Origin of the sequence: Mesorhizobium sp. LCM 4576, assembly GCF_001854815.1 — a bacterium.
In the GTDB taxonomy this organism is placed as follows: Bacteria; Pseudomonadota; Alphaproteobacteria; order Rhizobiales; family Rhizobiaceae; genus Mesorhizobium; species Mesorhizobium plurifarium.
This window is the reverse complement of sequence record NZ_MDDT01000018.1, coordinates 36,978-50,814: the sequence shown is the minus strand read 5'-3', so window position 1 is coordinate 50,814 and position 13,837 is coordinate 36,978. Positions and strand designations below refer to the sequence as shown.

At 63.9% G+C, this 13,837-nt stretch carries 10 protein-coding genes and 2 tRNA genes; 5 read left to right on the top strand and 7 right to left on the bottom strand.

Going from position 1 to position 13,837, the window contains the following annotated elements; all coding sequences use genetic code 11:
- Positions 1 to 166: 166 nt before the first annotated feature.
- From LCM4576_RS10065 to LCM4576_RS10055, 3 genes are all read right to left on the bottom strand, one after another.
- Positions 167 to 841 carry a protein-L-isoaspartate O-methyltransferase gene (locus LCM4576_RS10065; protein WP_071031967.1) on the bottom strand — a complete coding sequence of 225 codons (675 nt, stop codon included), beginning with the start codon at positions 839 to 841 and terminating at the stop codon, positions 167 to 169.
- A gap of 92 nt (positions 842 to 933) precedes the next feature.
- Positions 934 to 1,007, bottom strand: a tRNA-Cys gene (locus tag LCM4576_RS10060).
- Between the two features lie 164 nt (positions 1,008 to 1,171).
- Positions 1,172 to 1,432: a hypothetical protein gene (locus tag LCM4576_RS10055; RefSeq protein ID WP_071031966.1), complete on the bottom strand. Its 261-nt coding sequence runs from the start codon at positions 1,430 to 1,432 to the stop codon at positions 1,172 to 1,174.
- Between the two features lie 210 nt (positions 1,433 to 1,642).
- Between LCM4576_RS10055 and LCM4576_RS10050 the strand changes: the two genes are divergently transcribed.
- Positions 1,643 to 1,717: transfer RNA gene (locus LCM4576_RS10050), tRNA-Asn, on the top strand.
- Positions 1,718 to 2,277: 560 nt separating this feature from the next.
- Here the strand turns inward: LCM4576_RS10050 and LCM4576_RS10045 are convergent.
- Positions 2,278 to 2,508, bottom strand: a complete 231-nt coding sequence (locus tag LCM4576_RS10045) for a hypothetical protein (protein ID WP_116390028.1) — start codon at positions 2,506 to 2,508, stop codon at positions 2,278 to 2,280.
- A 1,162-nt stretch (positions 2,509 to 3,670) separates the two neighbouring features.
- On the opposite strand from LCM4576_RS10045, the gene LCM4576_RS10040 reads away from it, so the two are divergent.
- Together LCM4576_RS10040 and LCM4576_RS10035 are read left to right on the top strand one after the other, a co-directional pair.
- Positions 3,671 to 4,747 (top strand): histidinol-phosphate transaminase, encoded by a 1,077-nt coding sequence (locus LCM4576_RS10040; RefSeq protein ID WP_244510764.1) that lies wholly within the window; start codon positions 3,671 to 3,673, stop codon positions 4,745 to 4,747.
- Between the two features lie 22 nt (positions 4,748 to 4,769).
- A complete protein-coding gene (locus LCM4576_RS10035; RefSeq protein WP_071031964.1) occupies positions 4,770 to 5,687 on the top strand; it encodes an allantoinase PuuE in 918 nt (305 codons plus the stop codon).
- 42 nt (positions 5,688 to 5,729) lie between these two features.
- Here the strand turns inward: LCM4576_RS10035 and LCM4576_RS10030 are convergent, their stop codons facing one another.
- The 3 genes from LCM4576_RS10030 to LCM4576_RS10020 all read right to left on the bottom strand — a co-directional run bounded on the left by LCM4576_RS10030 (position 5,730) and on the right by LCM4576_RS10020 (position 11,020).
- Positions 5,730 to 8,147 (bottom strand): FAD-dependent oxidoreductase, encoded by a 2,418-nt coding sequence (locus LCM4576_RS10030; RefSeq protein WP_071031963.1) that lies wholly within the window; start codon positions 8,145 to 8,147, stop codon positions 5,730 to 5,732.
- Positions 8,148 to 8,293: 146 nt separating this feature from the next.
- A complete protein-coding gene (locus tag LCM4576_RS10025) occupies positions 8,294 to 9,949 on the bottom strand; it encodes an ABC transporter substrate-binding protein (protein ID WP_071031962.1) in 1,656 nt (551 codons plus the stop codon).
- A 177-nt stretch (positions 9,950 to 10,126) separates the two neighbouring features.
- Positions 10,127 to 11,020 carry a LysR substrate-binding domain-containing protein gene (locus LCM4576_RS10020; RefSeq protein ID WP_071031961.1) on the bottom strand — a complete coding sequence of 298 codons (894 nt, stop codon included), beginning with the start codon at positions 11,018 to 11,020 and terminating at the stop codon, positions 10,127 to 10,129.
- A gap of 169 nt (positions 11,021 to 11,189) precedes the next feature.
- Between LCM4576_RS10020 and LCM4576_RS10015 the strand changes: the two genes are divergently transcribed.
- Complete coding sequence (locus LCM4576_RS10015) at positions 11,190 to 12,587, top strand: MmgE/PrpD family protein (RefSeq protein WP_244510763.1); 1,398 nt, start codon at positions 11,190 to 11,192, stop codon at positions 12,585 to 12,587.
- Between the two features lie 7 nt (positions 12,588 to 12,594).
- On the top strand, positions 12,595 to 13,836 hold the full coding sequence (locus tag LCM4576_RS10010; RefSeq protein WP_071031960.1) for an FAD-dependent oxidoreductase: 1,242 nt from the start codon (positions 12,595 to 12,597) through the stop codon (positions 13,834 to 13,836).
- The last annotated feature ends 1 nt before the right edge of the window (position 13,837 follow it).

Sequence of the window (13,837 nt, the reverse complement as noted above, 5' to 3'; positions counted from 1 at the left end):
TGCATGGGAACCACGCCGCGATAGCCTACCCTTACGGATCGGCCAGCGCCGCGTTGTCTATCGTTCCCCCGCTGACAGCCTTCCGGAAACGCTCGGTTAACCAAATCAGCAACGATTGTCAGGCGCAAGCGATCATGACAGCGCCTTCGCTGCAAGGCAAAAACGCTCAGAATTCAAACGCGTGAGCACGTTCAAAGCCCGGTAGTGGCTTAATTGCCGCATTAAAGGCCCGCCTTCCGGTTACAACCCCCCCTGCTTTGAAAAACAGCCGGGCCACGCCAGAGTTGCCCCGTCCTTCGACCGCAACCAGGCGTCCATCTTCCGCAAGCTGGTCGAGCAAGGCCTGCGGCACTTCCTCGACGCTGCCGCCGATGAAGATGACGTTGTAGGGCGCTTTAGCGGCATGCCCCTGCGGCAGCGGCCCGGTGATGACCGTGACGTTCTGGCAGCCGAGGTTGGAAAGCGTGGATTTGGCGGCCTCCGCCAGCGCGGGATCGCTCTCCAGCGCCACCACGGACCGCGCCAGCCTGGACAGCAATGCGGCGGAGTAGCCGGTGCCGCAACCGACATCGAGCACCGAATCGTTCGCGTCGATCTCGRCCAGCTGCAAAAGCTTGGCGAGCGGCGACGGCTCCATCAGATAGCGCGCGCCGCCGCCATTGGCGCCGTTGGAAATGCGGATGTCCTCATCGATATAGGCCAGATCCTGCTGTCCGGCGCCGACGAAGGCCTCGCGCGGAACGGTCAGCATCGCTTCGATGAGCGGCGCGCTGGTGACATCGGTTGTGCGGATCTGGCCGTCGACCATCTTCACGCGGCGTTCGGAGAAATCAGCGCTCATGTCCCAACAATCCGCTCCCCGCRCCAGGCACGCGGCCAAAACTTCGACTGGAACCCCGCTCCGGCGCGATTGCGCTGGAGCCCGCAAGCATCTGGAGGCCTCGCCCGGAATCGAACCGGGGTGCAAGGATTTGCAGTCCTCTGCGTAACCACTCCGCCACGAGGCCTCGCAATGCTCCCGGCGTTCCGAGCGAACTCATTATGTTGACGCTCAAAGGTCGTCAAGCGCCCGCGCGTCATTCCCGACGCTTTCGCATGGAGCGGCCAAAGTGGTGATTACCAATCGGTTGTCGGGGGCGCGGCATCGCCGGGGCGCAGCCGCCCCTGTCCCTCAGTCGGGCCGGCGCCGGCGCTCCCACCAGACGACGAAACGCCGCCGGTGGCGTCGGATCATGGCGAATTCATAGGACAGAACCAGGAGACCGAGCGGGACCATCCAGAAACCGAGAATCGGCAGAAAGCCCAGGAGTCCGCCAAGGGTAAGCAGCATGCCGATCGCGATTCGCCAGCCGCGCGAGCGCGGCATGGTGAACTCGCRGCCGAAAACCGAAATCTTGCGCGCCGGGGTGCTGTCGTCGTCAGCTGCCGTCATCCAAAATCAAATCCCATCTGCGGTCCATGCCATTTCAATGCGATAGCCGGCCGCTTTGTTTCGCGCCGATGTGAAGCCCTTCATATGTGTGCGCGCCGAAACGATGCCACATATAGCCGCATTAAAAACTGGAGAAAAATTGCGAATTGCTGCTTTGCAAAGCGGAAAGGTGTTTGCTATAGGCTGCGCCACTCACGTCAGAGCCTCCGTTCCCCGGTAGCTCAGTGGTAGAGCAACCGGCTGTTAACCGGTTGGTCGCTGGTTCGAATCCGGCCCGGGGAGCCAAGTTTTTCAAAAACATATAGATTTCACGGCCAGYCGTCGCGACTTGTCGGCTAGGCGGGTCTTGGCTCGTGGCGGACTTGAGCCGARCATCCTCCGTTTGTATGGCGATAACCTTTGATCGGGCTGATAAGTTCAGTCGCAGCCGGAGCGTTGCGAGCCTTGCCGGTCAGGCCCGGCCTGACTGGTGCTACCCCGCCAGCCTTGCCGGGCCGCTCGTCTTCGAAGTGACGGCCGCTGTCGCCGACTAGGCCTCGTCCTCTTCGATCCCAATACTGTCCCCGTCTCCATGGACCTTGTTCCGATCCCAGTCGTTGGTCTTGTCAGGGGTTTTGACAGCAGCATCTCGGGTTTCGCGTTGCTTGTCCTTGCGGGGTTTGGGACCGGGCAGATCGCGCGATGATTTAGGTTCCATTGAGCTTATCCCTACGGCCGGACACAACTGGCAACGATAACCGGGTCCGAATGTTCCTGTTGTGGGACGGCGCCATCCGATCGCAAGCGTTCATCGCGGCCTGCCAGGCGTACCGGCTGGGGCGGCGCGGGGCGTGGAAGCGATGCGGTTAGGGAAAGGCAGCTCGCTTCCACTGCTCGCCGTCACCGTCGCTCGACGATTCCAGCAACGCAGTACAATCGATCACATCGTGAAACTGGGCGGTTGGGTCAAACCGAAGGCCGCAGCCGTAAGATCGCAGGTATCGCAGCCCTTTCATTTTTTGGAGCCTCGCCTGGCGTTCCTCTTCGCCCGGCAACGGTCGATTTGGGTTTTTGTTCTTTTCCATCAGAGACTGCATGGGCAGCCCCTCCGCCAGTTTCAATCATAACTCAACGATCCTATCGCTCGCCCTGCGACCAGCATCATCCATTTGCAGGCCAATGCCTCGATCAGGGCTGATAGACACACCTTACGAATCGGTAAGGAAGGCGTCCTGCATTCGGATGACGGACTGCTTTAGCGCACATTGATATAAATCCAGCGTTGCCAGTGCGGGCGTATGTTTTTAGTCCAACGCCCCGCCGACCGGCCCGGCAGCCTTCCTGAGCTGGCTTGCCGGGCCGCTCGCTTCACGGGCGCCGCTTCCCCGTCATGGGCCCAATCATCACAGTCCTTGGGCGGCCATCGCAATTCGCCAATCTTGCGACTGGCATTTCTCTTGCTCATCAGTTGAAGCGAACAAGGGAAAGAACGACGTTAGGCCCAACGCAATGGGCATTCAGTCCAAATTGCCGGTCTCAACGACGCCAAATAACCTTGCGAACGGAAGGCAGGGGCACATGGCGGGAAAACGGGCGATTGCAGTCAAAGATTGGTCGTGCGCCATGAGCGACGAGATTGGCCGCGTGGTCTTGGCCATAAACTCGACCGAAGGTGAAACGACCTATGTTCTTATGACAATCTTCCAAGCAGCAAAGATGGCCCAGGAGCTACGGTCGCCAAAGATGGTCCCCCGATACGACATGTAGCCGTCTCCGGCGAAGACACTGAGCAGCACATGAGTGGGGAAATCGGAGCCGGCGATCGGTGCCCGCATGGCGCCCCATTCAGGCGGCCTCATTTCTTCCCACTATTCCGCCCCYTTGCAGCCGGCTACATTAGCTCCTGCTGCGCTAGGCCGCGACTGGGGGATGGCTTGGGGAAATACGAGGGCGCCAATCAGGCCGATCGTTGGCGAAAACGGATGAGACAAGGTCGCCGCTGGCGCCCGTCCGCAAACATGGTGATTTGGACGTTGATCGTGCTTGCGATGACAGTCTCGATCGCGCTGATAGCGCATAAAGCTGGTCGGCTCGGCTAATCGAAGAAAAAGAGCCCAGACAACCGCTACCTCCCAATCCCGCATGGGCCAGATTCCCTTACCCATTGCACCGGCGAATTTTGCTTTGCGGCCTGGCCGCCCTGCCTTAGCCTTCCTTCGCAACACCTTGCCGACAAGCCGATAGCCGGACCTTCATGCCGTGCCCCTGAAAGCCACCGCCCATATCGAGGCCATGTCCGCTTTCGCGCTGGCGAATTTCGGCGGCTTCGACCGGCCGACATTGGCCCAGAACGAGAGCGCCTTCCCACCCAGCCCCAAGGCGATCGAAGCCGGCCGCGACGCCGTGGCGCGCAGCCATCTTTATCCGGACCCGGACTGGACCTTGCTGCGCGATGCGATCGCAAAAACCTATGCGGTCGAGCGAGATCTTGTCCTGTGCGGCGCGGGCTCGATGGAGCTGATCGCCTGCACCATCGCGGCCTTCGCCGGTCCCGGCGCGGACGTGCTCGGTACGGACTATGCCTATAATTTTGCCGCCTCGGCGGCCGCGCGTGTCGGGGCGACCTATGTCAAGGCGCAGGAGCGCGGCTTTGAGGTCTCGATCGACGCCATCCTGGCGGCGGTGACACCCGCGACCCGCATCGTGTTCGTCTGCAATCCGGGCAACCCGACCGGCACGCGCATCAAGAACGTGGAGTTGCTGCGCCTGCGCGCGGCTCTGCCCGGCGACGTTCTCCTGATGATCGACCAGGCCTATGGCGAATTCGACGACCAGGATCCGCAAGCCGTCTTCGCGCTGGCCGGGCGCGGCGACACCGTCGTCCTGCGCAGTCTGTCCAAGGCCTACGGCCTGGCCGGCGCGCGCGTCGGCTGGGGCTTGTTCGCGCCCCAGATCRCCGCCGAAGTGCGCAAGATGCAGAATTCCAACCAGGTCTCGACGGTCAGCCTGGCCATGGCCGTCGCGGCCATCGAGGACCAGGCCTATACGCGCGCGACGGTGGCGAACACGTCGGACATTCGCGACCGCTTCGCGCAAGGTTTGCGGGCGGCCGGATACGAGGTTCCCGAGAGCCGGACGAATTTCGTGCTGGTGCGCTTTGCCGACGCCGCGGCGGCAACAGCGGCCGACAATGCTATGCGCGGCGCCGACATCATCGTGCGCGGYCTCGCCGGTTACGGCCTCACCGATTGCCTGCGCATCACCGTCGGGCCGCAGGACCTCATGGATCGCACGCTGCGCATCCTGACCGCCCTGCGCGGCCGGCAATGCTGGTAGGGGCTTCATCCGAGGGGATTTCATGACGTCAGACGCGCCGTATCTGCCCGCCCGCGATTTCATCGGCTATGGCGAGCGGCCTCCGCAGGCTGAGTGGCCGKGTGGCGCGAAGCTGGCGCTCAACATCGTCGTCAATTACGAGGAAGGTGCCGAATACTCGATCGGCGAAGGCGACGGCGTTTCCGAAACGATCCTGTCCGACCTCGCCGTGTCGCCGGYCGTGCCCGGCTTGCGCAACCGCAACATGGAATCGCTTTACGAATACGGCTCGCRCGTCGGCGTCTGGCGGCTGATCTCACTGTTCCGGGACAAGGGCRTCACCCCGACCTTCTACATTGTCGGACGCGCACTGGAGCTCAATCCGGCCGCCGGCAAGGCGATCGCCGCGCTCGGCAGCGACATCGTCTGCCATGGCTGGCGCTGGATCGACTACGCGCCGCTCACCGAAGAGGAAGAGCGCCAGCATATCGCCATGACGGTGGATACGGTGCGGAGCATCACCGGCATCGATCCGCTGGGCTGGTACACGGGCCGGCCGAGCCTCAACACGAGACGGCTGGTCGCCGAGCATGGCGGCTTCCTGTTCGACTGCGACGACTACAATGACGACCTGCCCTATTTCGTCGATGTCGGCGCCAAGCGGCACCTCGTCGTGCCGCACTCTTTCGACAACAACGACAGCCGCTTTTCGCGCGGTTCAGGCCTGGAGACGGGCAGCCAGTTCTTCGACTATGTCAGCGACGGCGTCGACTGGCTGCTGAAGGAAGGCCAGAAGACCCCGCGCATGATGACGGTGTCGCTGCATTGCCGGCTGGCAGCGCGGCCTGGCCGCATGATCGGGCTGGAGCGTTTCCTCGACAAGGTCACGTCCAACCCCGACATCTGGGTCTGCCGGCGCTCCGACATCGCCCGCCACTGGCTGGACCGGTTCGRCGGCTAAGCCCGACGGCCGGCGCCGTCAGTTYCCCCCGACGACAGGCCCTTACGACCGCAGGCGCTTGCCTTCCGGATCGAAAGGCGGATGCGCGAGCAACACGGCATCGYGCGGCCGGCCCAGAATGGCGACRGTCACCTTGTCGCCGGCCTTGGCGGTTCCGGCCTTGACGTAGCCCATCGCCAGCGACTGCTCGACGAAATAGCCATAGGCGCCCGAAGACACCTGGCCGATCGGCGTGCCGTCGGGCAGGAAGATCGGCTCGCCGCCGGTGGCGTCCGCATCCTTGGCCGAGACGGAAAGCATGATCAATTCGTCTCGCGCCGGCTTCTCGGCGACGGCGAGATAGGCCTCGCGGTTGAGGAATTGCTTGTCCGTCTTGATCAACCTGTCGAGCTTGACCTCTTGCGGCCAGTATTCGGGCGAATATTCGCGGCTCCAGCTGCCGTAACCCTTCTCGACGCGCAGCGACATCAGCGCCCGCGAGCCGACCGGTCCGGCGCCAACCTCCGCGCCCGCTTTAAGCAGCGCGCGGTAGAGCTCGACCTGATCGGCCGCCTTGCAGTGCAGCTCCCAGCCGAGATCGCCGGTGAAGGAGACCCTCAGCGCCACGACGTCGACGCCGGCGACCGTGATCTGGCGCGAGCGCATGAACGGGAAGGCCTCGTTCGACAGATCGTCATTGGTCAGCCGCTGCAGCAGCTCGCGCGATTTCGGCCCGGCGACGTTGAAGCCGCCGAGGTCCTCGGTGCGCGAGCGGAAGGTCGTGCCTGCCGGCAGCGGCACGGAATTGAAGAAGCGCTGATGAAAACGCTCGGCCATGCCCGAGCCGATCACCATGAACTCGTCATCCGCCAACCTGGTCACGGTGAAGTCGCCGGCGATGCCGCCGCGCTTGCCGATCAGTGGCGTGAGGCAGGAGTTGCCGACCTTGGTCGGCATGCGGTTGGCGAAGAGAGCGTTCAGCCAGGCTTCCGCGTCCGGCCCCTTCACCTGGTATTTGGCGAAATTGGAGATGTCGATGATGCCGGCATTCTCGCGCAGCATGCGCGCTTCGCGGCCGACCGGCCCCCACCAGTTCTGGCGCGTGAAGCCGACCGTCTCCTCGCGCGGCTCGCCTTCGGCGGCGAACCACAGCGGGTGCTCCCAGCCGAAATTGAGGCCGAACACCGCGCCCATTTCCTTTTGCATTTCGTAGACCGGCCGCGTCCGCACCGGGCGGCCGGCGGCGCGCTCCTCGTTCGGGAAATGGATCTTGAAACGGTGGCTGTACTGGTCCTGCACGCGGGCCTTGGTGAAGGCCTTGCCGGCCCAATGGCCGAAGCGCGCCATGTCCCAGCCGAACATGTCAAGCGTGGGCTCGCCCTCGATCATCCATTCGGCCGCGAGCTTGCCCATGCCGCCCGACTGCGAGAAGCCGGGAATGATGCCGTTGCAGCAGAAATAATTGCTGAGCTCTGGCGCCGGCCCGAACAGCACGGCGCTGTCGGGCGACCAGATCATCGGCCCGTTGATCACCTTCTTGACGCCCGCGGTCGCGGCCGCCGGCACGCGCTGGACGGCGCGCATCATGTTTTCCTCGATACGGTCGAGATCGTCGGGGAACAGCTCGTGGCCGAAATCCATCGGCGTGCCGTCCTCGGCCCAGAACTTCATGTTGCGCTCATAGGCGCCGATGAGGAGGCCGAGGCCTTCCTGACGCAGATAATATTCGCCGTCGCGATCGGCGACCGACGGCAGGCGCCGGCCCATCGCGGCGATTTCGGGAATGGTCTCGGTGACGAAATACTGATGCTCGGTCGGGATCAGCGGCAGTTGCAGCCCCGCCATGGCCGCGACCTCCCTGCCCCATAGGCCGGCCGCGTTGACCACCCATTGCGTGCGGATGTCGCCCTTCGGCGTGCGCACGATCCAGCTGCCGTCGGCTTGAGCCTCCGTCGCCGTGACCGCCGTGAAGCGATGGATCTCGGCGCCGCGCTGGCGGGCGCCCGCGGCATAAGCCGCCGTCACGCCCGACGGATCGACATTGCCGCCCTCCGGCTCATACATGATGCAGCGTATGCCGTCGAAATCGACCAGCGGGTGCAGCCGCTCGGCTTCATCCCGGCCGACCTCGTAGAAATTCATCTTGTAGCGCCGCGCCTTGGCTTCCTGGAGTCTCAGCTGATGCTCGCGCGCCTCGGTCTGGGCGAGATAGAGCGAGCCCGGCTGGAAGATGCCGCAGCCCTGGCCGGTCTCGGCCTCCAGCTCCTTGTAGAGCGCCATCGTGTAGTGCTGCAGCCGGCTGATATTGGTTGAATCATGCAGGCCGTGGATGTTGGCCGCCGCGTGCCATGTCGAGCCGGAGGTCAGTTCGCTGCGCTCCAGGAGGACCACATCCGTCCAGCCGAACTTGGCGAGATGATAGAGGATCGAGCAGCCGATCAGACCGCCGCCAATGACAACGGCTTGTGCATGAGTACGCATAGTGAGGTTTCTTCCCTTTGTTCGGCGACTTTGTCCGCGCTTCTCGCAGCGCTTTGGGATTTCATTTAGCTGACTGATCGATCCCAGTCGCCGGTGAATTCAGGGGCGCGAGATGCGCCCCTGAATATTGCGTCGATCCGTTCGGTCTAGGCCTTGTCCAGCCAGACCTTGTCCAGCTGCAGTTCGAAGGTCTGGTGCATGCCGAGATTCTTCACATAGGTGGCGTGGTGGCGGTAGAGCGAGCGCCAGAATGCCTGGACGAGAATGCCGGAGTCCTGCAGGATGAACTCCACCTCCTTCATCAGCTCCTTGCGCTTGGCGGGGTCCGCGATGGCCATCGCCTCGTTGAGCTTCTTGTCGAAGTCCGGGTTGGCGTAGCCGGACTCGTTCCACGCCTCGCCGCTGCGATAGGCGATCGCCAGCACCTGGACGCCCAGCGGGCGCATGCCCCAGTCGGTGGTCGACCAGGGATACTTCGTCCAGTCGTTCCAGAAGGACGAGCCCGGAATGATGGTGCGCTTGACCTTGAATCCGGCGTCGCGCATCTGCGCGGCAACGACGTCGGCGGGGTCCTTCACATAGTCTGCATCGTAGGAGATGAGCTCGAACTCGTGATCCGTCTGGCCGGCCTCGGCCATCAGCGCCTTTGCCTTGGCCAGGTCGCGCGGGACTTTCGGCAGCTCGTAATATTCCGGATGRATCGGGCAGACATGGTGGTTCTCGGYGACCTGGCCCAAGCCGCTATAGCCGAGCTTCAGCACCGTCTCGTTGTCGACAGCGAGCTGGATGGCGTTGCGCACACGTTTGTCGTCATAGGGCTTGTTGGTCACATTGGTGCGCAGCACGATCGTGCCGGYGGTGACCACCTGCTCCTTGACCAGGCCCATGCTGTCATAGAGATCGACCGTGCCGCCGACGGTCTGGTAGTTGCAGTCGATCTCGCCGGCCTCGAAGGCGCTGCCGATGRCTGGGTTGGACGCATCCGATCCGTAATCGACCCAGTCGACGCCGTCGAGATAGGGCTCGCCGCCGAACCAGGTGAAGTCCTTGCGCCGCCGGACCGAGGCCGATTCACCGACCTTGTACGAGATCAGCTCATACGGGCCGGTGCCGGGCGTCTTCAGCATATTGGCGCCGTTCTTGTCGAAGTCGCGATGGACGATGACCGCCGGATAGTCGGAGAAGCCCGGGATGATGGTGACGTCCGACTGGCTGCATTTGAGCTTCACCGTATGGTCGTCGACCTTGGTGATGGCGCCCTTGGTCGCCTTTTTCGTAGCGGCATCGATCAGCGAGCCCATGCGCCCGGCCATCGAATTGCCTTCGGCCGCCTTATCGCACCAGCGCTCGATGTTGTAGACGATGTCGTCGGCGTTGAAGTCGTCGCCGTTCGACCATTTCACGCCCTTGCGCAGATGCAGCGTGTATTCGGTGGCGTCGTCGCTCACCTCCCAGCTCTCGACCAGATGGCCCTCGAAGGTGAAGTCGGTGGTGTAGCGGATCATGTAATCGTTGCACTGGCGCATGACATTGGCGATTTCCGACCAGTCCCAGGCGCGCGGATCCTTCATGTCCTTGATGATCATCTGCATCTTCAGGATGCCGCCCTTCTTGCCGGGCACGGGTGCCGCGGCCTTGGCCGGCTCCATCCCTGCCATCGAGTAGGCCAGCGCCGTGGAAGCGCCCATCACGCTCGCCATGGCCAGGAATTCGCGGCGGTCCATCCGGCCGCCGTTGACTTCGGCTGCGTAGCTTTCGATGACCGCCGGGACGCGGTCACCGTTGCTCTTGAACATTGTCATCGTTGTTCTCCGGTTCAGGGCTTTCCGCCCGTTACATTCCCCTTGCGGCTCAGCATGTTAGGGGCGATGCAAAAATCCCGGAAGGGCTCGACCCTTCACAAACCGCAGAAAACCGGCCCTAAAGGCCTAAAAAAACAATGCCATTGTCCTGTCAAATTTTTGAGGCTGAAACGGATGCTATGGCCGCGCGGCGTCTTCCCTGGCCCTGGACAAGATCCATTCCCTGACCGTGCGGGCAATGTTTCCCTTCGAAAGCTGGCTCTCGGTGAGATAGTAATTCCAGGGACTTGGCGGCCGCACCGGAAACGGCTCGACGAGCAGGCCGCGGCGCATATAGGCATGCGCGAGCGAGCGCTGCGTGGCGACGAGGCCCGCCCCCATCGCGGCAAGCTCGAGCGCTATGTTGGAGGCGTTGGTCGACAGGCCCTTGTCGTGGTCTTCCAGGTCGACGCCAAGCGCCTCGGTCACCACCTGCCAGTATTCCTGGCGGCCATGCACGAAGATCCAGTCCACCTTCAGCATGTCCTGAGGCGTCTTGAGAGCATGCTCGCCCTCGAGCATGCCGGGAGCGCAGAGCAGCACGAGTTCGTCGTTCCAGAGCGGGATCGCCGACGGCGGCCTGTCGTCGAAACGCCGCGTTGAGATGGTGATGTCGGCAATCTGCTCGCTCAAGTCCTCCCAGATCGTGCCGTGCAGCACGATCTCGATTTCGKGATGCTTCTTGCGGAAGGCTGCCATGCAACCCRCCAGCCAGTTCTCCGCAAGGCTCATCGGGCAGGATACGACCACCGTGCGGTTGCGCGAGGATGCGACGATCRCCTCGGTCGCCTGGTCGATCTGGTCGAGCGCCTGGYGCAAGGTCGGCAGGAATGCCTCCCCCATCTCGGTCAGCTTCAGGCTGCGTGGATAACGGATGAACAGCTGCCGGCCGATATAATGCTCGAGCGCGCGCACATGCGTGCTGACCGCGGCTTGTGTGTAGCCCAGTTCCTTGGCCGCCGTGGTGAAGCTCAAATGACGGGCAGAGCTCTCAAACGAGCGGATATAGTTCAAGGGGGGCGGCGGCTTCATCCCGGTCTCCTGCTGCGTAGTCGCATAGCTATCGCATGGGCGGACGGCCATTCAATCGCAGACAAGCGACATGGCATCAATATTTTTGGCCAAAGCCGCCAAACTAATCACGTGCCTGCGCGATGAACCCAATTTATTGATGTTGTGGAGAGACAGGGGAGATAAGCGCGTGGCTGTGCCGTCATACCGGCGTGAGGGGCCTGTCGTCAGTTCCGATACGTTMACGCGGCTGGCCGATTTCGTGCTGCGGCGCCCCGCCTCCGTCTTCCCCCAGCCGGTGCTGGAACAGGCGCGCTACCTCCTGCTCGACACGCTCGGCATCGCCATCGCGGCCGGGCCGATGGAAGCGGGCCGGATCGCCCGCGACGCCGCCGTCCTGCTCTACGCCTCCAGTGACGCACAATACTCGGCCCGCATGCTGTTCGACGGGCGGCGCGCCAGCATCGCCGGCGCGGCCTACGCCGTCGCCACGCAGACAGACAATCTCGACGGCCACGACGGCTACAGCCCGACCAAGGGCCATATCGGCGTCGCGGTGGTRCCGGCGCTTGCCGCGCTCGCGGAAGCGAGACCCGACCTCACCGGGCCGGAAGCGCTGGCGTCCCTGGTGATCGGCTACGAAGTCGCCGGCCGGGCCGGCATCGCCTTGCATGCGACGGTGAGCGACTACCATACCTCGGGCGCTTGGAACGCCTTGGGAGTGGCGGCCATCGCGGCACGCCTGCGGCGGCTCGACGAAACGCAATTGCGCGACGCGCTCGRCATTGCCGAGTATCACGGCCCGCGCAGCCAGATGATGCGCGAGATCGCCACCCCGACCATGCTGCATGACGGCTCCGGCCCCGGCGCCCTCGTCGGCCYTTCCGCCGCGGTGCTGGCCGAACGCGGCTTCACCGGCGCRCCGGCGATCACCGTCGAGGCGCCGGACGTCGCKACGCACTGGCAGGATCTTGGCGTCTTCTGGCAGTCGCTGCATCAATATGTGAAGCCCTACCCGATCTGCCGCTGGGCGCATGCGGCGATCGATGCCGTGCGCGGACTTTGCCTGGCGCACAACCTTGCCCCGTCCGGCATCGCCCATGTCCAGGTCAACAGCTTCCACTATGCCGCCACGCTGTTCGACGGCATGCCGGACACGACGTCCAAGGCGCAGTACAGCCTGCGCTTCGCCGTCGCGACCTTCATCCTTCACCGGCGCATCGGGCTGGAGCATATTTCCGGCGCCGGGCTCGCCGACGCCGCGGTCGCGGACATGCTCACCCGCATCACGGTCAGCGAAACCGAGCGCCACAGCGCGCGCTTCCCGGCCGGCCGCTGGGYCGACGTCGTCGTCACGACGACCGACGGACGCGTGCTGATGTCGGGGGACGTGCATGCGCGCGGCGGCCCGGAAGCGCCGATGACCAAGYAGGACGTCGAGGCCAAATACATGGAGTTCGCCGCGCCCGTGCTCGGATCCCGCCGCGCTACTGCGATCCGCGACGCCGTGCTCTCGCTCGACGATCGCGACAGCCGCTTCTCCGATCTCTCGGCGCTGCTCTACGATCCTCCCACGGCTTTGAACTGAGCGCGCAATGCCCCTCAGGCTTCTGAAATACGGTCTCAGTCGGGACTATCCGGTCAGCGGCGACATCCCCGCAACGCCCGAGCTGAAGCCGGCCTACGACGTCGTCATCATCGGCGGCGGCGGACATGGGCTGTCCTGCGCGCATCATCTTGCCAAGTACCACGGCATAAGGAGCGTCGCGGTGCTGGAGAAAGGCTACCTCGCCGGCGGCAACACGGCGCGCAACACCACCACCATCCGCTCCAACTACATCACGCCGGAAGGCATTGCCTTCTACAAGGAGGGCGTCGAACTGTTCGAGCGCCTGTCGCAGGAACTCGACTTCAACGTCATGTTCTCGCAGCGCGRCCAGCTCACGCTGGCGCATAGCGAGGCGACGATGCGCAGTTTCCACATGCGCGCCGAAATGGGCAAGCACATGGGCACGCGCACCGAGGTCGTCGACCAGAAGGGCGTCAAGGAGCTCTGCCCGCTCCTCAACATGGACGATGGCGGCCCGCTCGAAATCCTCGGCGGGCTCTGGCACGCCGACGGCGGAACGGCGCGCCACGATGCCGTCGCCTGGGGCTACGYCGCCCAGGCGTCGCGGCGCGGCGTCGAGATCCACCAGCGCACCGAGGTGCAGGGCTTCGAGGTGGTCGGCGACCGGGTCCAGGCGGTCAAGACGAACCGGGGCCGCGTCGCCTGCGGCCAGGTGCTGATCGCCACCGGCGGCATGAACTACGACGTGGCGCTGATGGYCGGCGTCGAGCTTCCCATCCGCTGCTATCCGCTGCAGGCGATGGTGACCCAGCCCTTGAAACCCTGGCTCGACACGCTGGTCTCGTCGGTGTCGCTGCACACCTATCTCGTCCAGTCCTCGCGCGGCGAGGTTGTCATCGGCGGCGGCTCCGATCCCTATCAGCTTTATTCGACGCGCTCGACGCTCGACATGAAGGAGCATCTCGCCGAGGGCGCCGTCCACCTCTTCCCCTTCCTGCAAGGCGTGCGGCTGCTGAGGCAATGGGCCGGTATCACCGACATGACGCCGGACTACAGCCCGATCATGGGCGCAAGCCCGCTCGCCAACCTCTGGCWCGACTGCGGCTGGGGCACCTGGGGCTTCAAGGCGACRCCTGTCGCGGGCAAGCGCATGGCGCAGACGATCGCCGAAGGCCGCGTGCCCGATATCCTGAAACCCTTTGCATTGGAGCGGTTCGAAACCTTCCGGCTGCTCAATGAAATGGGCGCGACCGCCGCGAGCCACTAGC